Source organism: Macellibacteroides fermentans, from assembly GCF_013409575.1.
GTDB classification, from domain to species: Bacteria; Bacteroidota; Bacteroidia; order Bacteroidales; family Tannerellaceae; genus Macellibacteroides; species Macellibacteroides fermentans.
The window spans coordinates 1,000,210-1,024,206 of record NZ_JACCCY010000002.1 but is presented as its reverse complement, the minus strand read 5'-3'; the positions used below and the strand labels follow the sequence as shown (position 1 = coordinate 1,024,206).

General features: G+C 46.3%; 22 protein-coding genes and 3 tRNA genes. 4 read left to right on the top strand and 21 right to left on the bottom strand.

What is annotated here, in order from left to right; translation table 11 throughout:
* Positions 1 to 39: 39 nt before the first annotated feature.
* Positions 40 to 804: a hypothetical protein gene (locus F5613_RS09205; protein WP_179399506.1), complete on the top strand. Its 765-nt coding sequence runs from the start codon at positions 40 to 42 to the stop codon at positions 802 to 804.
* Between the two features lie 109 nt (positions 805 to 913).
* Here the strand turns inward: F5613_RS09205 and cysK are convergent, their stop codons facing one another.
* The 19 genes from cysK to F5613_RS09110 form a co-directional block, all read right to left on the bottom strand.
* On the bottom strand, positions 914 to 1,861 hold the full coding sequence (cysK, locus tag F5613_RS09200) for a cysteine synthase A (RefSeq protein WP_179399505.1): 948 nt from the start codon (positions 1,859 to 1,861) through the stop codon (positions 914 to 916).
* 92 nt (positions 1,862 to 1,953) lie between these two features.
* Positions 1,954 to 3,615 carry a DNA repair protein RecN gene (gene recN, locus F5613_RS09195; protein ID WP_179399504.1) on the bottom strand — a complete coding sequence of 554 codons (1,662 nt, stop codon included), beginning with the start codon at positions 3,613 to 3,615 and terminating at the stop codon, positions 1,954 to 1,956.
* Positions 3,616 to 3,621: 6 nt separating this feature from the next.
* Positions 3,622 to 4,518, bottom strand: a complete 897-nt coding sequence (gene porD, locus F5613_RS09190) for a type IX secretion system protein PorD (RefSeq protein ID WP_179399503.1) — start codon at positions 4,516 to 4,518, stop codon at positions 3,622 to 3,624.
* A 37-nt stretch (positions 4,519 to 4,555) separates the two neighbouring features.
* Positions 4,556 to 5,758 carry a bifunctional phosphopantothenoylcysteine decarboxylase/phosphopantothenate--cysteine ligase CoaBC gene (gene coaBC / locus F5613_RS09185; protein WP_179399502.1) on the bottom strand — a complete coding sequence of 401 codons (1,203 nt, stop codon included), beginning with the start codon at positions 5,756 to 5,758 and terminating at the stop codon, positions 4,556 to 4,558.
* A gap of 78 nt (positions 5,759 to 5,836) precedes the next feature.
* A complete protein-coding gene (locus tag F5613_RS09180; protein WP_179399501.1) occupies positions 5,837 to 6,607 on the bottom strand; it encodes a 3'-5' exonuclease in 771 nt (256 codons plus the stop codon).
* A gap of 10 nt (positions 6,608 to 6,617) precedes the next feature.
* Positions 6,618 to 7,742 (bottom strand): DNA polymerase III subunit beta, encoded by a 1,125-nt coding sequence (gene dnaN, locus F5613_RS09175; protein ID WP_179399500.1) that lies wholly within the window; start codon positions 7,740 to 7,742, stop codon positions 6,618 to 6,620.
* Between the two features lie 162 nt (positions 7,743 to 7,904).
* On the bottom strand, positions 7,905 to 8,057 hold the full coding sequence (locus F5613_RS09170) for a DUF4295 domain-containing protein (protein ID WP_079683316.1): 153 nt from the start codon (positions 8,055 to 8,057) through the stop codon (positions 7,905 to 7,907).
* A 15-nt stretch (positions 8,058 to 8,072) separates the two neighbouring features.
* On the bottom strand, positions 8,073 to 8,261 hold the full coding sequence (rpmG, locus tag F5613_RS09165) for a 50S ribosomal protein L33 (protein ID WP_079683317.1): 189 nt from the start codon (positions 8,259 to 8,261) through the stop codon (positions 8,073 to 8,075).
* A 17-nt stretch (positions 8,262 to 8,278) separates the two neighbouring features.
* A complete protein-coding gene (rpmB, locus tag F5613_RS09160) occupies positions 8,279 to 8,518 on the bottom strand; it encodes a 50S ribosomal protein L28 (protein ID WP_079683318.1) in 240 nt (79 codons plus the stop codon).
* A gap of 209 nt (positions 8,519 to 8,727) precedes the next feature.
* Positions 8,728 to 8,811 (bottom strand) — tRNA-Leu (locus F5613_RS09155).
* Positions 8,812 to 8,818: 7 nt separating this feature from the next.
* Positions 8,819 to 8,905 (bottom strand) — tRNA-Leu (locus F5613_RS09150).
* A 47-nt stretch (positions 8,906 to 8,952) separates the two neighbouring features.
* Positions 8,953 to 9,025: transfer RNA gene (locus F5613_RS09145), tRNA-Gly, on the bottom strand.
* A gap of 160 nt (positions 9,026 to 9,185) precedes the next feature.
* Positions 9,186 to 9,956, bottom strand: coding sequence for an SGNH/GDSL hydrolase family protein (locus F5613_RS09140; protein ID WP_179399499.1), 771 nt, complete (start codon positions 9,954 to 9,956; stop codon positions 9,186 to 9,188).
* Positions 9,957 to 9,989: 33 nt separating this feature from the next.
* Positions 9,990 to 10,811, bottom strand: a complete 822-nt coding sequence (locus F5613_RS09135; protein WP_079683320.1) for a purine nucleoside phosphorylase I, inosine and guanosine-specific — start codon at positions 10,809 to 10,811, stop codon at positions 9,990 to 9,992.
* 105 nt (positions 10,812 to 10,916) lie between these two features.
* Positions 10,917 to 12,173 carry an amidohydrolase gene (locus F5613_RS09130; RefSeq protein WP_179399498.1) on the bottom strand — a complete coding sequence of 419 codons (1,257 nt, stop codon included), beginning with the start codon at positions 12,171 to 12,173 and terminating at the stop codon, positions 10,917 to 10,919.
* 6 nt (positions 12,174 to 12,179) lie between these two features.
* Complete coding sequence (locus F5613_RS09125; RefSeq protein ID WP_179399497.1) at positions 12,180 to 13,493, bottom strand: DEAD/DEAH box helicase; 1,314 nt, start codon at positions 13,491 to 13,493, stop codon at positions 12,180 to 12,182.
* 26 nt (positions 13,494 to 13,519) lie between these two features.
* On the bottom strand, positions 13,520 to 14,875 hold the full coding sequence (locus F5613_RS09120) for a dipeptidase (RefSeq protein ID WP_079683375.1): 1,356 nt from the start codon (positions 14,873 to 14,875) through the stop codon (positions 13,520 to 13,522).
* Positions 14,876 to 15,644: 769 nt separating this feature from the next.
* Entirely contained in the window at positions 15,645 to 16,415 is a 771-nt protein-coding gene (locus F5613_RS09115) for a YaaA family protein (protein ID WP_179399496.1), read from the bottom strand.
* A gap of 3 nt (positions 16,416 to 16,418) precedes the next feature.
* Positions 16,419 to 16,802 (bottom strand): hypothetical protein, encoded by a 384-nt coding sequence (locus F5613_RS09110; protein ID WP_179399495.1) that lies wholly within the window; start codon positions 16,800 to 16,802, stop codon positions 16,419 to 16,421.
* Between the two features lie 232 nt (positions 16,803 to 17,034).
* Here F5613_RS09110 and F5613_RS09105 point away from each other — a divergent pair, with 232 nt between their 5' ends.
* The 3 genes from F5613_RS09105 to rluF all read left to right on the top strand — a co-directional run bounded on the left by F5613_RS09105 (position 17,035) and on the right by rluF (position 20,801).
* A complete protein-coding gene (locus F5613_RS09105; RefSeq protein ID WP_179399494.1) occupies positions 17,035 to 19,062 on the top strand; it encodes a transketolase family protein in 2,028 nt (675 codons plus the stop codon).
* Positions 19,059 to 19,493 (top strand): ribose 5-phosphate isomerase B, encoded by a 435-nt coding sequence (rpiB, locus tag F5613_RS09100; RefSeq protein ID WP_068180004.1) that lies wholly within the window; start codon positions 19,059 to 19,061, stop codon positions 19,491 to 19,493. The genes F5613_RS09105 and rpiB overlap by 4 nt, the downstream gene beginning before the upstream one ends.
* Positions 19,494 to 19,709: 216 nt before the next feature.
* Entirely contained in the window at positions 19,710 to 20,801 is a 1,092-nt protein-coding gene (rluF, locus tag F5613_RS09095) for a 23S rRNA pseudouridine(2604) synthase RluF (RefSeq protein WP_179399493.1), read from the top strand.
* Between the two features lie 284 nt (positions 20,802 to 21,085).
* Here rluF and F5613_RS09090 read toward each other — a convergent pair whose 3' ends face one another.
* A complete protein-coding gene (locus F5613_RS09090; protein ID WP_179399492.1) occupies positions 21,086 to 22,651 on the bottom strand; it encodes an ADP-ribosylglycohydrolase family protein in 1,566 nt (521 codons plus the stop codon).
* 375 nt (positions 22,652 to 23,026) lie between these two features.
* Positions 23,027 to 23,929, bottom strand: coding sequence for an energy transducer TonB (locus F5613_RS09085; RefSeq protein WP_179399491.1), 903 nt, complete (start codon positions 23,927 to 23,929; stop codon positions 23,027 to 23,029).
* Positions 23,930 to 23,997: the final 68 nt, after the last annotated feature.

Sequence of the window (23,997 nt, the reverse complement as noted above, 5' to 3'; positions counted from 1 at the left end):
GCCTTGTCAAAGAGTCATAAATCATTAATATTTAAATATATGAGGTGTACTATTTTCTCTTTGGCAACGCTTTTCATTATTTCGCTATCTGCCTTTGCGGCTCCTCAGAATAAGGAACTCCAACGTAAAAGATTATCCGAAATACCAAAAGAACTGAATTTAAGTGCCGAGCAACAAAAGCAGCTGGATGCTCTGAATGCCGAATTCAAGGCAAAAATGGAAGAGTTCAAAAAAAGCATGGATGAGCTTAAAAGCAAGCAAGGCGAATGGAAAGGAATGGCCGACGAACATCAGAAGGCTATTAAAGAACTGCTCACTCCGGAACAGATGCAAAAATGGAAGGATATGATGCCTCAAATGGGAAAACTTCGTCAGTTTGATTCTCGCAAAAGAGAATTTGTAACCCCCGACGGAGATGTACTTCGCTATAGAGGCAGAGATTTCATTCCGGGCGACAGCATGAAGTTCGGACCTCACAGACGGGGATTCGCTCCGGGAGATAGTTTGATGCAGGGTTCGTGGATGAGGGGAAAGGGCGACCGTTTCTCCGGACTTAACCTGAGCGATGAACAGAAGATCAAACTGAAAGCTTTACGCGAAGAGCATCGTAAAAAAATCGGTGAGATGAACACCCGACACAGGGCTGAAATGGAAAAGATTCTGACTCCCGAACAGTTGAGCAAACTCAAAGAGAGTCAACCCGCATTTGACAGAAAAGAAAAAGGTAATGCGTCGGATTCGGTCTCTGCCAAAGGTAAAAAGGTAGAAAAGAATGTACAGGCAAAGGTTGAAAAAAGGAAGTAACCCAATTTGATTGTTTAGGTTTTTAGGGATTTAGAATGGTTTTTAAACAGAAACCCCGATGCACATCTTTTAGACAGCATCGGGGTTTCAACGTAAAGATTATGCTTAATTACAAAGGATATTCGTCAAATGCATACAATACGGTACTTAAGTAGCGTTCGCCGGTATCTGGCAGCAGCGTTACAATCAGCTTGCCTTTGTTTTCGGGTCGTTTAGCTACTTCGGCAGCAGCCCATGCCGCAGCTCCGGAAGAAATACCAACCAGCAATCCCTCTTTTTGTGCCAGCTCGCGACTTGTTTTAATGGCCGCATCGTTTGTTACGGTTATAATTTCGTCCACCACCGCAGGATTGTATGTTTTAGGAATGAATCCGGCACCTATACCCTGAATCTTATGAGGCGAAGGGGCTCCACCCGACAATACGGGTGAGTCGGCCGGTTCTACGGCGATGATTTTCACATGGGGATTATGTGCCTTAAGGGCCTCACCCACTCCACTGATAGTACCACCTGTTCCAACACCGGCAACAAAAATGTCCACTTTGCCGTCTGTATCGCGCCAGATCTCTTCTCCGGTTGTTTTTTTATGTATCTCGGGATTTGCCGGGTTTTCAAATTGCTGAAGGATTACAGAACCTTCGGTTTCAGCCTGCAGATCGGTTGCCTTCTGTATGGCAGCCTTCATTCCGCCGGGACCTGGAGTCAGCACCAATTCAGCACCAAGAGCTTTTAGCAGAGCGCGGCGTTCCAGACTCATGGTTTCGGGCATGGTAAGAACCAGCTTATAACCTTTTACAGCTGCAACAAAAGCCAGTCCAACGCCGGTGTTACCACTGGTAGGTTCAATAATGGTCGCACCCGGTTTTAGAATACCCTTGGCTTCGGCATCTTCAACCATGGCCAGGGCGATACGTTCCTTCACACAACCAACCGGATTGAATGATTCCAGTTTTGCCACTACGGCTGCTTCCAGCCCTTTACTCGCATTAAAAGCAGAAAGCTCCAACAACGGAGTATTTCCGACGAGTTCAGTCAATTGTTTAGCAATCTTTCCCATATTGTTATGTTTTATCGTTATTTATTTTTTACAAAGGTCGGAATTTTACAGAACTCAACAATACCATAGTTATGGTATATTTTATAAAAAGGTTAATCCACTCCCAGTAAATCGCGGGCATTAGCCATAGAGGCTTCCGTAAGGGCAGCCCCACTCAGCATACGTGCAATCTCGATAACACGCTCTTCCGTATCCATCTGCTTTATCTGGGTAATGGTTCTGTCGTTCTCCTCCTTTTTAAATACATAATAATGGGCAATCCCCTTCGAAGCGATCTGCGGCAAATGCGTGATGGCCATCACCTGCATCTTGGTTCCAAGTTCATGCATGATATCCCCCATTTTATTAGCAATATCCCCCGATACTCCGGTATCCACCTCGTCGAATATAATGGCGGGTAAAGCTGTGGCTCCGGCTATCATGGCTTTGAGACAAAGCATCAGACGGGATATTTCACCTCCCGAAGCCGTATTGGCCACCGGTTGGAGGTCGCCGCTCTTATTGGCGGAAAACAGAAAGCATATCTCATCAATCCCATCGGCATCGGGAGCCGACTTGGTCTTAAAGTCGACCGAAAACCTTGTATTTGGCATACCCAGCGGAGCGATCATTTCCACCAGCTGTCTGGCTAATCCCAACGAGGCTATCTTACGTTGCTCGCTTAACACCGAGGCTTGCTGCATCAGCTCTTTGAATGTTGCATCCACCTGCTGCTGAAGTGCTTCTATCTGATTATCGTAAGAATCTATTTCCTGAAGTTGCGCCGTATATTTTTCCTGCAAAGCGATTAGCTCTGCAACCGAGTTCAGATGATGTTTCTGTTGCAGGGTGTAGATCAGATTTAGACGCTCCTCTACAAATACCATCCTTTCGGGATTAAATTCCACATCCTCTTTCTGCGAATCCGCATCGGATGACAGGTCGTTCAGGTCGATATAGGCCGAGCGTAACCGTTCTGCCATCTCCTTTGCCTGGGGGTAGAAGCGCTCGAGGGAGGTTGCTGTCTGCAACGCCTCCTTTATCTGCAACAACCCACCTTGTTCGTCGCCCGAAAGTAATTCTGTAATTTTATACAAGGCACCCTTGATCTCTTCGGCATGTGACAAGGTTTCCTGTTCTTGCTCAAGCATCTCCTGCTCTCCATCCGTCAACCGGGCTTCATGCAATTGCTCCAGCTGGAAACGGATGTAATCTTCCTCCTGCCGATTCTGACGCGATTTCTCGGTCAACTCCTTCAGGTCGCGCTTCAACGACTGGTAACGGCTGAATTCCTTACGGTATAGAATGAGTGGTATTTCGTTGTCGGCCAACACATCCACTACGTCCAGCTGAAAACGACTATCGCCCAGCATCAGGTTCTGATGCTGCGAATGGATATCGATCAATCGTGTACCGAGACTGCGCAACACATTGAGCCCTACCGGCGAATCGTTTACAAATGCACGGGATTTACCCGATGCATACAGTTCGCGGCGCAGGATACAATGCCGGGCATCGTATTCGAGATCGTTGGCAATAAAAAACGGTTCCAGCTGATAGAGCGAGATATCGAAGGTGGCTTCAATAACACACCTGTCGGCCTCTTTCTTGATACTTTTTCCGTCGGCCCGCTGACCTAAAACAAGGGAAAGAGCTCCAAGTATGATTGACTTTCCGGCTCCCGTTTCGCCGGTTATCACCGAAAAGCCATTGGCAAATTCTATGTCGAGACTATCGATCAGAACATAGTTTTGTATGAATAAGGACTTAAGCATAATGCATCACTTTTTCAAAGATTCCAGACGGGTAGTCTGCGTTGGGTAGATTGCCGACAAGAGTTTAAATCCCTCCTGTTTTTCGGTTTGATTGGCTTTGGTGTACACACCTGTCACCTCGTCGAGCTTGCCATCCGAAAAAAGCTGTAGTAAAACAGATCCGGGGCGTGCCGACTGTATTTGCTGCAATACAGGGAGTGACTCGATGATGGTTGTGCGTCCGCGATCCGGATTTGCAGCCATCTCGTCCAATCCTTTCCGATGGTATGTGTACCAGAAGTTCCGGAAAATCTCGGAGGTATTGTCGGTCAGCGCAGTAATCAGGGCATGTCTGTTACGATTGCCATCGAATGCTTTCCATCCGTTCCAGGCCATTTCCGACTGAGCCAGGGTGGTTACCTGCATCGCTTGTTGCAGATAGGCAGTTCCTCCCTGGGGTGCAAAGCTGTCGAAATCCAGTCCCAGGATAACATAGATATAGAAAACCACCGAGGCGGTAAGGTTGCTCTGCAAGGTATTCTGCGCGTAGTCCAGCGGTTCGAACTCGGTATAGTCGAAATCCAGCTGGGTATCTCTAAAATTAAACAACGTAGTGGAATAACCCGAATTATAGACCGGACGACGGGCCTGCACCTGTAACTCGGCCTTGAAGCTCGACTCGGAAGGCATTTCGTTTATAATAAACGTAAAGGTACAGTCGATCCGTTCGTTCACGGCAAACGTGGCATCCGTCCACCTCCGGTTATTTATAAACTCAGTAAGTGCCGTCTGCAGTGTTGTAAACACCTGTTTGTTGGTTCCCTGCACCTTGTCACTGTTTATCGTGACCCGGGCATTGAGTTCCTGCGCCCCGGCTGTAAAACAAAGCAACAGGCATACAAACACATACATCAGCTTCTTCATTCTATATCGGTTTTATTCTATACGTTAATACATGCTTTTATTTCAACAACGATGCCAGTTTTTCAACGATATCCCCTGCAACTTCATTTTTGGGCTTTACAGGATATTCGGTCAGTTTGCCGTTGGCTTCCAAAATAGATACCTTGTTGGTATCGCAACGGAAACCGGCACCTTTATCCTTTAACGAATTCAGCACGATAAAATCCAGGTTCTTCCTTTCAAGCTTTTCCGTAGCATGCGCTACTTCGTTGGTCGTCTCGAGGGCAAAGCCTACAAGACGCTGACCTGCCTGCTTCATTTTACCCAAAGCGGCGGCAATATCCGGATTGGGCACAAGATGCATGGTGATATCGCCGGTCTTTTCCCGTTTTATCTTTTCGTCCGATTGAACCTCGGGGCGATAATCGGCTACGGCAGCACATAATATGGCAGCATCCGAATCGGGGAAAGTCCTTACTGCAGCCTGATACATCTCTTCGGCCGACTCAACATCGATTCTTCGTATGCCCGGATGAGTGGTGCTAAGGGAAACCGGTCCGGCTATCAATGTAACCTGGGCCCCCTGGGCTGCACAGGCTTCTGCCAATGCAAATCCCATCTTGCCAGACGAATAATTACCTATAAAACGTACCGGATCTATCTTTTCATATGTAGGACCGGCTGTAATTACAATCTTTTTTTGGGTAAGGCTTCCCAAACCATCAAAATAGCGGTCAAGTACACCCACAATTGCATCGGGTTCCTCCATCCTTCCCTTGCCTACCAGGTGGCTGGCAAGTTCGCCTTCGCCCGGCTCGATGATATGGTTACCAAAAGATCGTAGTTTCTCAATATTTTGTTGTGTTGAGGGATGAGCAAACATATCCAGGTCCATCGCCGGAGCAATAAACACCGGAGCCTTGCAAGACAAATAAGTGGTGATCAACATATTGTCTGCAATACCATTCGCCATTTTGCCAATAGAGGAAGCCGTTGCCGGAGCAATAAGCATGGCATCTGCCCATAAGCCAAGATCCACATGGCTGTGCCATGAACCATCACGGTTCGAAAAGAATTCGCTAATCACCGGATTGCTGCTTAATGCAGACAACGTGATGGGTGTGATGAATTCTTTACCTCCGGGAGTTATCACAACCTGTACTTCGGCTCCTTTCTTAACAAGCGCCCGGATAATATAGGCAGCCTTGTAGGCAGCTATACTCCCGGTTATTCCCAATATTATTTTTTTACCTTTTAGCATGCTTTTCTGTTATAATCTAAACCTCTTTTCTCTAAAAGTTCTTTCCATCAAATATACCCGCCTGTATGTGTAAGCTGATTATTTGGAATTGAAGCTTCTCAATTTAATCTGGGTAAGCACATTCTTTGTATTTAAAGGAAAATCGCCCTGCATCATCCAGCCATAATACCCCTGGTCGTTTTTAAGCACATCTTCCACACGTTGACCTTTGTATTTACCAAAATTAAAAACCTCTTCCCCTTTATCGTTGTAAACCATGCGTCCGGCAAAGTCTACATTCGTATTAAAGCTGGAAAACTCAGAAAGATATTTGATATCATTTTCCAACTCCGGATACCGGTCAAGCTGCGCCTTAAGCACCTCGTAAGTTGCATAGGTATCGGCTTCGGCCGAGTGTGCATTTTCAAGACTTTTATCGCAATAAAACTTATAGGCGGCCGCCAGGGTACGCTGTTCCATCTTATGGAAGATGGTCTGCACATCCACAAACTTTCTTTTATTAAGATCCAGATCCACCCCTGCACGCAGAAACTCTTCCACAAGCAACGGAATATCGAAACGGTTTGAATTAAATCCTGCCAGATCGCATCCTTCAATCTGTGCTGCCAAAGATTTGGCAATCTCCTTGAACGTGGGACAATCCTTTACATCCTCGTCTGTAATCCCATGTATGGCAGTAGATTCTGCAGGAATAGGCATCTCCGGATTAATTCTTCTCGTTTTTACCTCCTCCTTACCATTGGGGAAAACCTTCACATACGAAATCTCTACAATACGATCTTTTACAATATTTATCCCTGTAGTTTCCAAATCGAAAAAAACCAGCGGATTCTTTAAGTTTAATTGCATTATTTAATTGTTAGTCATTTAACATCATTGGCATGAGCAACATCAACAGATCCTCATTCTCCTCGTTCTCGGCCGGGATGATAAGTCCCGCTCTGGAAGGATCGGCCAATTCAACCACAACTTCGGTCGAATTGATATTGTTCAATATTTCGATAAGGTAAGTAGCCTTAAACCCGATGCTTAACTCCACACCCGCAAACTGACAAGCGATAAGTTCCTCTGCCGCAGTAGAGAAATCGATATCCTGAGCCGAAACTTTCAGCTGATTTTCCTTTAGTTGAAGTTTAACCAGACTACTTGCCGGATTAGAGAAAACCGAAACACGTTTAAGAGCATTCAGGAACGACAAACGGTCGATAATTACTTTATGAGGATTGTTCTGAGGAATTACACTGTTATAATTGGGGAAGCGTCCTTCAATCAAACGGCAAACCATCTCAAAATTAGTACAGTTGATGTAAGCATTGTTGTCGTCAAACTTAATAGTAACCATTTCGCTTTCCTTTGCCAGCACGGCTTTCAGCAGGTTAGCCGGCTTCTTTGGAAGAATAAAAGATGCCTTTTCCGACGATTTTACAGACAGATTACGCAAACGAACCAACTTATGTCCGTCGGACGCAACAAAAGTAAGATTATCCGGATGGATATCGAAATAAATACCATTCATAACCGGACGCAATTCATCGTCCGCCGTGGCAAAAATGGAACGGCTGATACCATTCAACAATGTCTGTGCATCTACAAGGATGGAAACAACGTTCTGTCCCAATGGCTTTTGTTGCGGATAGGTATCCCCTTTCTGTCCGATAAAGTTGTATTTACCATTTTGGAAATGAATGAAAATCTCCAGATTGTCGTCGTTGATATCAAACGTAAGCGGTTGTTCGGGAAGCTCTTTCAAAGGCTCCAACAGAATCTTTGCAGAGACTGCAAATACTCCGCTACCCTGCGCATTCATTACATCGACAGAGGTGACCAACCGTGTTTCGGAGTCGGATGCTGTCATTGTTAATTTATTTCCTTCCAGGTTGAAAAGGAAGCTGTCCAGTATTGGCAAAGAATTTTTAGACGCAATTACTTTGCTTATAGACTGCAGGCGGGAAAGTAGCGCAGTACTTGATACATCGAATCTCATAGCTCTTTATTTATTTATCTGTTATTATTATTCAAAAATTACAACAGAGCAAAATTAAGAAATTATTCCGTTTAAAAGGTAATCAAACGGATCAAAAGTGGAATAAAATAAAAAAGGATGTCCTTTTGGGGGACATCCTTTTTTTTATGCGTTTGCGTGCAATTATTTCGCGAAATAATCTTTTACAGCTTCGTTAGGAACCATTTCTTCCTGGAAGGTATATGCACCTGTTTTCGGAGACTTTACCATCTTGATTACTTTAGAGTAAGTACGACCGTCGCCTTTTTTAAACGCTGCTACTACTTTTTTTGCCATTGTTTAAATCTCCTATTACTTAATTTCTTTATGAACTGTCATCTTCTTCAAGATTGGGTTGTATTTTTTCAACTCAATTCTTGCTGTTGTATTCTTTCTGTTCTTCGTAGTGATATATCTGGAAGTACCGGGCATACCGCTTTCTTTGTGTTCAGTACACTCAAGAATAACCTGAATTCTATTTCCTTTTGCTTTCTTTGCCATTTCTTATTTCCTCCAAATTAAGCGTTTAAATAACCTTTTTCAGCAGCTTTTTTAATTGCTTCATCCAATCCTATCTTATTGATAGTACGCAAGCCTGCGGCTGAAATATTCAGGCTAACCCAACAATCTTGCTCTACCCAGTAGAACTTTTTTGTGAACAGGTTAACATCAAACTTACGCTTCGTTCTCCTTTTAGAGTGCGAAACGTTGTTGCCAACCATTGCTTTTTTTCCGGTAATTTGACAAATCTTAGACATCGCTATCTTCCTTTATTTTTTATATTACTTGCAACTATTCGATATAATCTCTCATAATCAGGGCGCAAAGTTAATCATAGTTTTCAGCTTACGCAACTTTTTACCCTAATAAAAACATATTTATCTCATTTTCCAGACTAGCATCACGTATAGAAAAGGAGCTAAATAACAAAAGCAGACCACCCACCTAGAGTAGCCTGCTTTCGCAGTACGCAGGATGAGATTTGAACTCACACACCGAAACCGGCACTACCCCCTCAAAGTAGCGTGTCTACCAATTCCACCACCTGCGCATAGAAGTGGTGCCCGGAACAGGACTCGAACCTGCACGTAATTACTTACACTAGTACCTGAAACTAGCGCGTCTACCAATTCCGCCACCCGGGCTGCTTCAACACTTTTTGAAAGGTAACCTCATGCTACTCTTTTGTTTGAGCGAAAGACGGGACTCGAACCCGCGACCCTAACCTTGGCAAGGTTATGCTCTACCAACTGAGCTACTTTCGCGATAACGGGTGCAAATATAGAGGTTATTTTAATACTGACCAAACATCTTTGTTATTTTTTTCACAACATTTTTACTCCATCAAGGATATCAACCAGTTATAAAAAGATATACTTCTATATTTGCACTCCGCACTTTCTGCAAGTTGTCTGCAGCATGCTTTTATTTTAATCCCGTTGCTTCAAGCCACATGTTAGCCATCAGCTGACGGCCGGGCAGATCGGGGTGTACGCCGTCGCCTGCCCAATACCGTGCAGGGGCTACCTTCATGGCGGCATCAAATCCCGACTGGAAGGGAACAAATATGGCGTCAAATTCTTTGGCCAGCTTTGCCGCTACCACCCTGTAGGCATCGAACATGGGGAACCAACGTTCGTTTTCGATGGCCGATCCGCCTTTTAAGGCAAAAGGTTCGCAAATAACGAAGCGTACGTTGGGTAATTTTTCTTTTGTATATTTCAGCAGATCGCGCAGGTCGTTTTCGTAGATCTCTACAGTTCCCTTATAACCTCCGCTCAACGTATGCCAGTAATCGTTCACCCCAATCAATATACTCAGTACGTCGGGTTGCAGCGCAAGGCAATCCATCTCCCATCGTTCGCGTAACTGAAATACTTTGTTGCCGCTGATACCTTTGTTATAAATCTTAGGCTGACTTGCCGCATGTTTTTCCAGGATGCTTGTCGCCGTAAAAAGGGAATATCCATAACCAAGTTGCTCCAACGTATTGCAACGGTTGTTTGCCTTATCGCGGCCTGCATCGGTTATAGAATCTCCCTGAAACAAGATTACAGCATCTTTTTTTAGTTTAAGGGGTGCTGCCTTCACAGCGGTTTGGTTGGCCACCGCAGCTTTAGCCAATTCTGGGATAAACAAAGCACCCACACCGGCAGCCATTCCTTTTTTAAGAAAATCTCTTCTCGTATCTTTCATGGTAGTATATAAAATTAAATAATAGTATACATATTATATCCGGGCGACCAGGGCCTTGAAAAGGGTTGTCATTATCGCAGAGGCCTCATTGGCTGCCTTGATAACGTCTTCGCCGCTGTTCACAAAATCGTCGGCAAAGTGATAGCCTTCGTTAGTAATTACAGACATCCCAAACACCCTGATACCACAGTGCCGAGCGATAATAACTTCGGGCACCGTACTCATACCTATGGCATCACCCCCGACTTTTCCGTAAAAAGCATATTCGGCCGGAGTTTCGTAAGATGGGCCGGTCAGTCCCACATACACACCCCGCTTTAAGGGAATGTTCTTTTCGCGGGCTATCTCTTCCATACGGGCAATCAGCTCGCGGTCGTACGTACGTGTCATATCCGGGAAACGGGTACCGAAGGCCTCGTTGTTTGGTCCGATCAGCGGATTGGGCAACATATTGATATGATCGGTAATGATCATCAGATTTCCTATCTTAAACGTTGTATTGATACCTCCCGCCGCATTGGAAACCAATAGAATCTCCACTCCCAGCAATTTCATCACCCGGATGGGGAAGGTAACCTGTTGCATGGTATAACCTTCGTAATAGTGAAAGCGGCCCTGCATGGCAAGCACCCTTACATCCCCCAGGTTTCCGCAAATCAGATTACCTTTGTGCCCGTCGGCTGTAGAGCGGGCAAAGTGTGGAATTTCTTTATAGGGCACAACAACCGCATCGGTAAGCTGTTCGGCCAGGGCACCTAATCCGCTACCCAATATGATAGCAATCCGGGGAGTCTCCCCAATGCATGAAGCAATGTATTCGGCTGCTTCGTTGTATAATTTCATCTGTTCTTCCATAATTCTATTTTTCTACTTTCTTGAAGTGAAAACCACAAACATAATTTCAATACATAGCACTCAGAATGGCATACCAGAGCGCCATCCAGTCGAAAGTCATAGCCTCTATCTCTTCATCAGGTCGTATGCCACGGCTGCTGCCTTTTCCAGAATCTCTTCTTCACCGGCAACACGGGCATTCTGCATCAGGATTTTCCCATCGCAGATAACCGTATCTATACAGCTTCCGTTGGCAGCATATACCAGGTTCGATTCCAAGTTGAAGTTGGGAGTGAAAGCGGGCGACTTTAAATTAATCAGGCTCAGGTCGGCCAGGGTTCCCGGTTTAATCTCGCCGGCGTTCAATCCTAAAATCTGCGCACCGTTGGCCGTAGCCATCCGTACCATTTCGCCCGCAGGCATCGCCTCCGGATCTTTCCGCCAGCTTTTACCAAGCAGAGAGGCAAACTTCATGGCCTCTACCATATCCAGGTTATTGGACGAAGCACAACCATCGGTTCCCAATCCTACCACTACCCCGGCATCCCTCATCTCGTTGTATTTAAACTCCATACCCGAAGCAAGTTTCATGTTTGACAGCGGATTATGAACCACCTTTACCCCATGGTCGGCCAACATACGGATTTCATCACTATCCAGCCAGATAGCGTGGGCCAGTATGAGGCGCGGCGACAGAATGCCTAACTTATACAGATAGCGGACGGGCGACAAGCCGAACTGCCGGATCGAATTTTCCACCTCGGTTGCAGTCTCCGACAAATGCAAATGCAGGGGCAACTGATTCTCATTGGCAAATTCATCCAGCCATTGCAGCAGTTCGCCAGACACCGTATATATGGCATGCGGCCCCAAAGCATAACGGATCCGCTTGCTGTATCCCATACTCTCGTCGAAGCTCTTCCGGATGTATGCTTTGGCCTTTTCTGCTTTTTCGGGCTGAAAATGGTCGAAAGCAACCGCACACAAGGTGGCGCGCAGTCCCATCTCCTCCACAGCCAGAGCAGTGGACTGATGTTTATGATACATATCCAAAAATGTGGTGGTGCCGGTTTTTATCATCTCCAGACAAGCCAACCGGGATCCCCAATACACATCCTCGATTGTAAGCTTAGCTTCGTTGGGCCAGATTTTTTCTTCCAGCCAGGGCATCAGCGGCATATCATCCGCAAAACCACGAAAGAGCGTCATCGCTGCATGGGTATGGGTATTCACAAACCCGGGAATCACAGCTTTACCAGTGCCATCCAGACAGCTATCCGCAGTAACGGTAAGCGATGGGCCCACCTCCCTGATATACTTTCCTTCAATCAGGATATCAGTAACCTCTCCCCGGAGCAAAGCCCCTTTTATCAATATGCTCATAAACGATCATTTAAAGATTGCCTTCATATTCTTTATTTTTTCATTCCGGATCCGTTCCAGCATCGCAGCGAAAGCTTCTCGCTTTACAGCAGCAAACGAACTTCCTTCCTTCACCTCAATAATTCCCAGCTGGTCCTTTTCAAGGCCACCTTTCTGAAACAGGAAACCTACGATATCTTTTTTGCTAAGCTTGTCGCGCTTTCCCCGGTTCATGGTTAAAGTAACCCATTCCGGACGTACCGGCTCCTTCACCTTAGAAGGAAGGTAATACTCTTCGGGCTCCTGTACAATATACTCGGGTACCGTTTCCACATCGTTCAATATCAGCCAGGCATTGCCTGTTGCATGCATACGGGCCGTTCGGCCGTTGCGATGCACATAGGCCTCTTCATTTACCGGCAAGTGATAGTGGATTACATGCTTCACCTCCTGAATATCCAGTCCACGGGCCGCCAGATCGGTAGACACAAACACCGTGGTACTTCCGTTGCGGAAAAAGGAAAGTTCACGCTCGCGGTCCAGCTGCTCCATGCCACCATGAAACATACCGGCTTCAACACCCTGACTTCCCAGGTAATCTTTCACGCGTTCCACCGCTTCGCGTAAGTTACAGAACACCAGCGCAGATTCGCCGTTCAGTTCGCCCAGCAGGCGGTACAGGGTATCCAGTTTATCTTTGATAGGCGAACGTACCAGACGAATGGAAAGCTGCCCCTCCTCCTTCTTCTTATCCTCCAGAAATGAGAGTCTCACCGGCTCTGTAATACCCGTAAATGCAGGAATCTCAATAGCGGAAGTGGCGGAAGTAAGTACCCGTCTCTTCACCCTGGGGAGATGCGAGAGAATCACCTTCATCTCTTCGGTGAATCCAAGTTCGAGGGATTTATCAAACTCATCCAGAATCAGGGTACGCACCGTCTCCAGGTCTACGTTACCCCGTTCGATATGATCCACCAGACGTCCCGGTGTTCCGATCAGCAACGTGGGAGGATGCTCCAGACTCTTCTTCTCGGTCCGCATCGGGTGACCGCCATAGCAGCAGTTCACTTTATAGCCCGAACCCAACGAACGGAACACACTCTCAATCTGCAGGGCCAGTTCGCGTGAGGGAGCGATGATAAGCGCCTGGATCTTCTTTTCTTCGTTGGTGAAGGTAGAAAGCAATGGCAGCAAAAAAGCCAGGGTCTTACCCGAACCCGTGGGACTCAGCAATATCATATCCCTGGATGTGCCTGCTTTAAGCACAGCCTGCTGCATCTCGTTCAGTTCTGTAATTCCGGTGCCGTTAAGCGCCTGTTTTATAATCGGATTATTTTGCATGTACAATCAATAAAATAGAATAGAAATTATTTATAAATACGGTAAAACTCAGCCACAGCCTCAATACCCTTGTAGAAAAGCTCTAGCTCGCAGCTCTCATTGGGTGAATGGATGGCATTCTGCTCAAGGCCGAAGCCCATCAGGACAGTCTTTACTCCCAACACCTGTTCGAATGTAGAGATAATCGGAATACTTCCTCCGCGGCGTACAGCCAACGGCTTTTTACCGAAGGCAATCGTACAAGCCTCTTCTGCAGCCTTGTAAGCCGGCAGATCGATGGGGCACACATATCCCTGGCCTCCGTGCATAGGAGTAACCTTCACCTTTACACAGGCAGGAGCCACACTGGCGATATATTTTTCAAACATTTCGGAAATCTTATGATGATCCTGGTGCGGAACCAGGCGGCACGACACCTTGGCATAGGCTTTGGAAGGTAAAACCGTTTTGGAGCCCTCGCCGGTATAGCCACCCCAGATACCACAGATATCGAACGAAGGCCGGCAACTGTTACGTTCAAGGGTTGCCCAACCCTTCTCGCCGAACAGCTCCTCCACCCCGATGGCTTTCTTGTAAGCAGCCTCATCGAAAGGAATCTGGGCGATCATCTCGCGCTCTACTGCAGAAACATCCTCCACATCGTCGTAGAAATGAGGGATGGTAATGCGTCCGTCGGCATCAGTGATATCGGCCATCAGCTTACACAGCATATTGATGGGATTGGCAACAGCCCCGCCAAAGTGCCCGGAATGCAAATCGCGGTTCGGACCCGTTACTTCAATCTCCCAGTATGCCAGTCCACGCAGCCCTGTTGTAAGCGACGGCGTCTCTTTACCCACCATGCTGGTATCCGATACAAGAATCACATCCGCCTTGAGCAGCTCCTTGTTTGCTTCGCAGAACGACTCCAGACTGGGCGATCCGATCTCTTCTTCGCCTTCAAATATAAATTTCACATTACATCCCAGCAGTCCTTCGCGTAAAGCAATCTCGAAACCTTTCACCTGAATCATACTCTGCCCCTTATCGTCGTCGGCTCCACGTGCCCAGATACGGCCGTCGCGGATTTCGGGTTCGAAAGGATCGCTCTTCCACAGGTCGAGCGGCTCGGCAGGCATCACGTCGTAATGCGCATACACCAGCACCGTGGGAGCATCGGGCGAAATCAGCTTCTCGCCATATACAACCGGATTACCCTGGGTAGGCATCACCACGGCCTTATCGGCTCCGGCAGCCAGCAAAAGCTCTGTCCACTTTTGGGCACAGGCAATCATATCCGGCTTATGTTCGCTTTTTGCACTAATGGACGGGATTCGTATCAGACTGAACAACTCCCCGAGGAAGCGCTCTTTATTTGTTTCAATATACTGTTTTACTGACATAGGGAATAATTTTAGCATTTCACAAAGCCCAAAGATACTATAATTACCTGTAAGTTCACCCAAGATGACGAGAAAATAGAGATCTGATTCGCTTCTAAACCCACCTATTATCAAATATTATATGTTGTTTAACATGTTTTATAGATAAAAGACTTGACAAACACTTTAGACAACTGTATCTTTGCATCGTGGTTTTTTCATAATAGTATTAGATTTAAGGTTAACAAAGTTTGGTTAGGGGATGTCGGGATGACATCCTTTAATTGTTTATAGACGGTTCATCTTGTGGAACATAGTTCCAAATAATACAACCTCCCTTGCCTGCAAAGCGAAAACATTTAAAAAATAAGTCATAAATCATAGGCTTATATTCAATATAAAGTCGTAACATTGCAACCGGAAAGTAATTCAAAGTCCACCGACATCCATTCGCTTCCAAAAGCGAAAATGAATTTACGGAAACCAACAGGCCGGAAAATGCGAAAAAATCCGGAACCAAAGTAGGATTTCCCTACAAGCACAATCCATCAGAAAAGTCTTAAATTCCGGTTTTTTTTATAAGAGTATTTAAATATGCATACTATATTTAAGAAGGTTAGGACATTTGATAGGACATTTTGAAGTCAGAACCCGCATCATTACAGGGAAGTATACGACATTAGAGTAGGACATTCCATCCATTTACCCCAATAAGCGAACTAAAAAGACAATAATCACAGGTTTTATTCTCAGGAAGATTTATGAATCCGAAGACATCCATTCCTCCAGATCAAACACCCTCCTGCACAAACATCATCACATTGGAATCCGACAAATCGGGACGGAACATAAATCCCTCCCAGCAGAACTTCTTTAAATCCTCTACCCTGCCGAGGCGTTCCTTCAAAATCATCCGCGACATTTCCCCCCTTGCCATTTTAGTGTAGATCACCACGGTAGTCAGCTTTCCGTTCTTCGGGATCCTGAATTCGGGAGTAACCACCTGCACCGAGGCAGTAAGCCGTTTCCAGTCGAACAACAACTTCATCTCTGCACTGGCCAGGTTCACCAATATTCCGCCGGCACTGCGGCAATCTTCGATAAGCTTGTCGGTCAGCCTGCTCCTCCAATACTCGAACATAGTCAACCCATTCAATTCGGGCAACCGCACATCGCCTTCCAGACGGTAGCATTTAATACCATCCAGCGGACGCAGCAAGCCATACAGGAAAGAGGTGAACCGCAAATGCGACTGCGCATAACGGAAGTCGGCTTCCGTAAAACCTGCCGGGTTTAAATACTTGAAAACAATCCCCGTATAGGCAAGCACCGCCTGCAGCGAAGGAACATCGGCGGAGTGAAACTCCTTGAAGCGCCGGTAATTCCCGGCAGCCAGGGTAGTGTTCACTTTCAGCATACGGGATAAATCCTCTACGGACGATTGGGATAAATACAAAGCCAGCTCCGCAGCCTCCTTTTCGAAGGCGGGCACTGTTTTATCCGGCGCTGCGACAGGCGAAGAACCTGTCATTGTTTTGGCCGGAGAAAGCAATATCAACATAGTCTATTTTTTTTCGATTCGGGTACCGGAGGCATCAAACATATCCATCATGCTGCCGGTAACACTGTTCTTATCTTTTTCTTTCAGCTGCAAAGATACGGTATAGCCTTGTGCATTGAAATAGAAAGTAACCGTTTTTTCTGCTTGTGTGAGGTCGGAAATGGGACTGATCTCCGTATTTGTGGCCGGATCTACAATCTTCCCCGTTAGCTTTCCATCCTTTTCTTCCAGGCAAACAATCAGTCGGGCGTCTCCCTGAGGCGTACCCACTACGGTTACATCCCATTTACCTGCAAAGTAATTGGCGGGAGTCTTCCCGTCCAGAACAGCACCGGCAAAAAGAACGATAAAGAACAAAAACAAAATGGTGGAATAGAACTTTTTCATGGCTTTCCAAATTGTATGTGATTAACTGTCCAATATTACAAATTAAAAAGCAAACACAATTCAGAAAAAGAAAGAATTTTAAAAAATATGCAAAACCAGTCATAAGAAGAAGTACAATAAAAACCAAAAACCTTTCCCAAAGTAGTTTTGTTTATAGGTTATCTTCCCTTTTGTAGGGTATTAATAAATTAGAATGTCTATATTTGCAAAAAATTACAATCCTCTTAAAAAGATGAACGATAGTATAGTTATGAACAAGGCAGCGGATAACATTCGTATTCTTGCTGCGTCCATGGTAGAAAAAGCGAAATCCGGTCACCCGGGAGGCGCTATGGGTGGTGCAGACTTCGCGAATGTGCTGTTTTCTGAATTTTTGGTATTTGATCCCGCCAATCCCGAATGGGAAGGACGCGATCGATTCTTCCTGGATCCGGGTCATATGTCTCCCATGTTGTATTCCGTTTTGGCATTAACAGGCAAGTATTCGTTAGACGAACTAAAGCAGTTCCGCCAATGGGGAAGCCCTACTCCCGGTCACCCGGAAGTAGACATCAAACGTGGTGTAGAAAACACTTCCGGTCCGCTGGGACAAGGACATACCTATGCTGTAGGTGCCGCTATTGCCGCTAAATTCCTGAAGGCACGCTTTGGCGAGGTGATGAATCAAACCATCTATTCATTCATTTCGGATGGTGGTATTCAGGAAGAGATTTCGCAGGGAGCTGGCCGTGTTGCCGGCACACTGGGACTAGACAACCTGATTATGTTCTACGACTCCAACAACATCCAGCTTTCAACGAAAGTGGACGAAGTGGATTCTGAAAATGTAGCCATGAAGTATGAAGCCTGGGGATGGAAGGTGATTACGATAAACGGTAACGATGTTGCCGAAATCCGTGCCGCCCTTACAGCAGCTAAGGCTGAAACAGAAAAACCCACTCTTATCATCGGTAACACACTGATGGGTAAAGGAGCGGTAGACGCAGCCAACGGTTGCTATGCCAATAAAGTATCCACCCACGGCCAACCTTTAACAGCCGCAGGTGCATCTATAGAAAATACAATCAAGAATCTGGGTGGTAACCCAGATGAACCTTTCGCAATCTTCCCCGAAGTGGCCGCTTTGTATGCCAAAAGAGCCGAAGAGCTGAAAGTGATTGTAGCCGAAAAGAAAGCAGCCAAAGCTGCCTGGGCCAAAGAAAACCCGGAATTGGCTGCCAAGATGGAGACGTTCTTCTCCGGCAAAGCTCCTGTTATAGACTGGAGTGCAGTAGAACAAAAAGCAAACCAGGCTACACGTACAGCTTCGGCAACGGTGCTTAGCGTATTGGCTACCCAGGTTGAGAACATGGTGGTATCTTCTGCCGACTTGTCCAACTCCGACAAGACCGACGGTTTCCTTAAGAAAACACATGCCTTTGTAAAGGGTGATTTCTCCGGAGCCTTCTTCCAGGCCGGCGTATCCGAACTTACCATGGCCTGCGTATGTATCGGTATGGCTTTGCATGGCGGTGTAATTCCTGCCTGCGGAACCTTCTTTGTATTCTCCGATTATATGAAACCCGCCATCCGTATGGCTGCCCTGATGGAACTTCCTGTTAAGTTTATCTGGAGCCACGATGCATTCCGTGTTGGAGAAGACGGTCCTACCCACGAACCGGTAGAGCAGGAAGCTCAGATCCGTTTGATGGAGAAACTGAAAAATCATAAAGGACACAACTCTATGTTGGTGCTTCGTCCGGCCGACGTACAGGAAACGACCGTTGCCTGGAAGATGGCTATGGAAAACACCGCTACTCCTACCGGATTGATCCTGTCAAGACAAAATATCAAAGACCTTCCTGCCGTAAACTGTCGTGCCACCGAAGCGCTTCAGGCAGAAAAGGGAGCCTATGTTGTTGAAGCAGACGCCAATGCCGACGTGGTATTACTGGCATCCGGCTCTGAAGTATCTACCCTTGTGGAAGGTGCAGCCTTGCTTCGTGCCGATGGCATCAAGGTAAGCATCGTATCTGTTCCTTCGGAAGGCCTGTTCCGCAGTCAGCCTAAGGCTTACCAGGAATCGGTTATCCCTTCGGGTAAAAAGGTATTTGGTTTAACAGCCGGTCTGCCGGTTAATCTGGAAGGCCTGGTTGGTTCAAACGGCAAGGTATGGGGACTCGAATCATTCGGTTTCTCTGCACCCTACACCGTATTGGATGAGAAATTAGGATTCACCGGAGCAAACGTTTACAAGCAGGTAAAAGAATTATTGGCATGAAAAAAATAGGAATTTGCAGTGATCACGCCGGTTACGAGCTGAAAGAGTATCTGAAGCAAGTAATGGATGAAAAGGGTATTTCCTGGCAGGACTTCGGCACAAACTCTGCCGAAAGCACCGATTATCCCGACTATGCCCATCCCATGGCCAATGCCATCGAAGCAGGCGAAGTATATCCGGGTATCGGTATATGCGGCTCGGGCAACGGTATAGCCATGACGCTTAATAAACATCAGGGAGTCCGTGCTGCCATCAGCTGGGAACCGGAACTTGCCCGTCTGGGTCGTGCACACAACGACGCCAACGTGCTGGTGCTTCCTGCCCGTTTTATAAGCAACGAAGAGGCTAAAAAGGTACTCGAAGCGTTTCTTTCAACCCCTTTCGACGGTGGTCGTCATGAAAAAAGAATTTGCAAGATTCCGGTGCGATAACCTGAAACCGGAGGCCCTGGCTTCCGGTTCACCTTATTGTCCGAAATTGGTATGACATATACCCATTCGATTTATGTATCTACAGAAAGGCAAAGTCAATTATTGATAGTTGGCTTTGCCTCTCTCTTTTTTATACCCTGCCGTAAGGGTAACATCTTCGGCGGAATATTTCCCTCTCTTGTCTCCTTTCTATATTTATATCAAGTTATACAGTAAATGGAAATCAGATTAAACAAACTTATTTGCGAGTCAGGCCTATGTTCCCGTCGTGAAGCAGATACAATGATCGAACAAGGTCGCGTACTGGTAAACGATAAAACTGCCGAGATCGGATCGAAAGTAAACTACAGCGACCGTATCAAAGTGGATGGTGTCCTTCTTAAACGCAGGGAGGAGACCGTTTACATTGCGCTTAACAAACCGCCCGGCATTACCTGCACAACCGATCCCACCGAACGCGACAACGTGGTGGATTATGTAAACTTTCCTTCCCGTATTTTCAATATCGGGAGATTAGACAAACCTTCGGAGGGGCTGTTGCTTCTAACCAACGACGGCAGCATCGTGAACAAGATATTACGTGAGTCAAACGATCACGACAAAGAATATGTTGTAACGGTGGATAAACCCATCACTCCCGAGTTTATTACCAGGATGACCAACGGAGTACCTATCCTGGGTACAATTACAAAAAAGTGCAAGATGGTACAGGAAACCGACACAAGGTTCCAGATTACCATCACACAGGGACTGAACCGGCAAATCAGACGTATGTGTGAGGCTCTTGGATACGAGGTAATAAAGCTGAAGCGTACCCGCATTATGAACATCCGTCTGGATAAGCTTCCTTCGGGAGAATGGCGTTTCCTTTCGGATGAAGAGCTGGCTACCTTGAACAAATTGCTGGAAAACTCCGTTGAAACGGCTGCTCCGGCAAAGAAGAAACAGGCGACCTCCGTGCGGAAAGCCGATACACCCAAGGCAGCTGCTCCGGAGAAACTGAAGACACGTTTTACCTTTTCAGCTCAGGAAAAAGAGCAGAAAACTAAACCGGCAAACCGGACTGCCAAATCGGGAGGAACCGGTAGCAAAGAGCGGATAGGTAAATCGCTTCCCGCCTCGGCCAAGGCAAACAACAGCGGACCACGTGCTTCCAAAGGTCCGGCACAATCCGGCGGAAGAGCAGGCCGACAAGGCGCAGGTGGCGGCAGACCGTCAGGCGGCAACCGTTCCAGTTCCGGTGGAGGAAACACCCGCAGCAACCGTTCGGGCGGTGCAACACGTAAATCGGGTTCTGGCAGAAGATAGTCTCTCCTACTCTGCCCAAGCCCGGATTTGGGAGAAATGGGTGCTGGTCCGGACAGAAAACAACCTCTTTAATGCTCCCTTCCCGGTACTAATTACCGGCAAATAAATAGGAACTAACAACCAGGGTTATATCAATTAAGGTTGAAAGTACCCAGTTAAGGAGCTCGGGCCCATGGGCCCAATAAATCGCCCCCATGGGCTCGATCAAACGAGTCCATGGGGGCGATTGCATATGCTGGTTTAGCTTGAACTTAGTTCAACCCTATATGCCATTAAGTTCTCACTTATTTGGCAGCAGGCTGATGTACAATCTTATTGGGAGAGTCGGAATAGATGACCGCTTCCGTGTAGTTGATTGAAGCATCTTTTCGCGGATTCAGCCAGCTGAAGGTAACCGTATGTTTTCCTTTAGGCAGCTGATATTTCCAGAAAAGATCGTTACGTCGGGTAGTGTACGAAGCGGGCAGGTTTACAGTCTCCACCAATTCACCGTCTATACGCATCTCGGCCTTGCCCACATAGGTAGCATCGGCACACTGCAGGTATCCCTTAAACACCACGCCCGTACCTTCAAAAACAACTTCACCCACCTGATCGATAGGCTTGTTGATAGTCTGCTTCGTTACCGGATACAGATTCTCGAAGGCCTTTTCGTAACGTACAGGTTCGGGAAGCTGACAAACAATGGTAACACTGTCGCCCGCCACAGAGCCACCATTCTGCTGAACCACCTGAAGAGCCTGGTCGAAACTCATCTGATAAGCCTTATTCAGGGAGATATCGGTATAAGAGAAAGCCCGGTCTTCCACCTTAGTAAGCCCCTTTCGCCAATATTCGGGTATACGGTCGTATCCAATCATGGTACCCAGGATACCAGCAGCTGAGGCCGGATTACAGTCGGAATCCTGACCGCAACGGGTGGATATGTCCATCGTCTTGTAGAAGTCGCCTTCGCCGTACAGCAAGCCAATCACGATGTAAGCACTGTTTATAACGGCATCTATGTTAAGCGGAACAAACACGCCGTCCGGACAACCGATATCCTGACTCCATTTCTTCTCGCACTCGAACCAGGTCTGCTTCCAGTCGTCGGGATACTGCTTGTGCCATTTAATCACATCCGCCATGCATTGGTAGAAGGTACTCTGCTGCGGGATGGTTTTAAGGGCTTCGGTAACTACATACTCCACATCGTCCGACACAAATGCCAGCGAGTACATCGCCCCCACATACACACCGCCATACCATCCGTCGCCATAGTTCATAATGTGTCCTATCTTATCCGAGATAGCCGAAGCCGTGTTAGGCATACCCGGCGTCATTAAACCGGCATAGTCTGCTTCAATCTGATAATCGATATCATCCGCATGAGGATTGTTAAGCCAATGACCGGATTGGGGAGGCATAATCCCCTGAAGGATGTTGTAGCGTGCCGACTGGTTTGCATGCCACAGCGTGTAACCGGCCGTGGCAAAAGCCATGGCAAAGGAATCGGCAGGCGCATCCAGCCCCAATCTGTCGAATACCTCAACAAAGGTAAGATCCATATATACATCGTCGTACAAGCCGGGAAAGTTATCGTACCACCAGGCAATGCGGTCGTCGTCCCACTCGATGGGGACATAATCCTGAATCATGGTACCATTGTATTTAAACTCCGTTGGTCCGCCAAAACTGCAGCCGATGGTTTGTCCGGCCCATCCGCCTTTAATCTTGTCCATCAGGACCTCTTTGGTAAGAGTGACCTTGGCCGGCAATTGTTTATTACCCGATGCACCCGGAGAGGTACATCCCACAGAAACACACAATAAAGCTGCCGCACAAGCAGCCGGAAAGAAGGTTTTTTTCATATAAATATTATTTTAGATTTACATCCGATAATACAAACGGATTGATAATACTTTGCAAATATCGTTTATTTTTATCATCTGCTATAATGAATGACATTCAAATAACTATCGATACACCCATTTTTCACAATATTGATGATATCCAATCAACATTGAATGAGGTCCCGGAAGAAATAATGATTCCCGGCATTCATATTTACTATGCTGTTTTTACTTCTTTGGAGAGGTTGACGATTGTAATTTGTCGGCTACATTCAAATATAATATGCTGTTTTTACCGGCAATGTAAAAAACTATGATGAATTTGAACCATGGTCTAGAGCCAACCCAATGATTGACATTTTGAGCTGGACACCTTAATTGATACTGCAACGTTTAGTTATTACTAAAAGTGACTGGAACCGTCCAATTGGAACTTCGATATTCCCCTTTCCCCCCAATATAGGTTTCAGGTGTCCACCGGGGCATACCTTTGAGTATTTGCAACACTTGATTGTCCCATGCTTCTATGCCACAACTTCGTAAGACTCTGACTTCAGTCACTTCTCCATACGAGTCAATCTTAGCCGAGTAAACACCTCTTGCTTGCTTTTGGTCTCCTAACAGAGAAGGATCGTACTCAAGACGTTGATAGATATAGTCTTTAATGGTTGATTCTTTTCCGTCTTGAAATTTTGACATGATTTGCCAATCCACCCAAAGGTGTTTCAGTTTTTCTGCTTCTATACTGTCCGCTATTATCCTGTCTCTGTAACGTTGAGGCAAGAAGGGGACATATACGGTATAAAGACACCTCATCCGTTTGCCATTTTCATCCCTGGAGGGCAGACAGTGCGGAAGCTCTTTAATCAACCTAACAACCTCATTGTCAAAATATTTATGGGTAGACTTCAAGATGTCTATATCGCTGGGTAGCCCCATGGTATCGATAGAAAACATTATAACGGAGTACCCGGCTTTACTCTTTGCTAAAAGCTGTGGCGGATATTTCATTTGAGAAAAGAAGTATCTGTCTAAATCGTAATCCCATTTTGCCCATTTGGGAAGCTCTATGGTTCCCGTATCTTTGCCGTCTATCCTTGTAAAGCCAAGATTCCAGTTTTTCTCTTTGCGCCACATGCTATCCAAACGATTTTCGTTTTGCCGCAACTTCGACAAGCCGTTATCCGCAACAGACCGGTTTTCCAACACTGCCGACTTATCCCTGATGCCACTTTCCTGTGCCGGAAGGGAGCTAATAATCAGAAGTGAATAAATGAATACAAAGATTGTTCTCATATCGCATCAATTGGTTATGCACAAATATATAAAAAGTAAGATTAAATAACTACTAAACTTATTATATT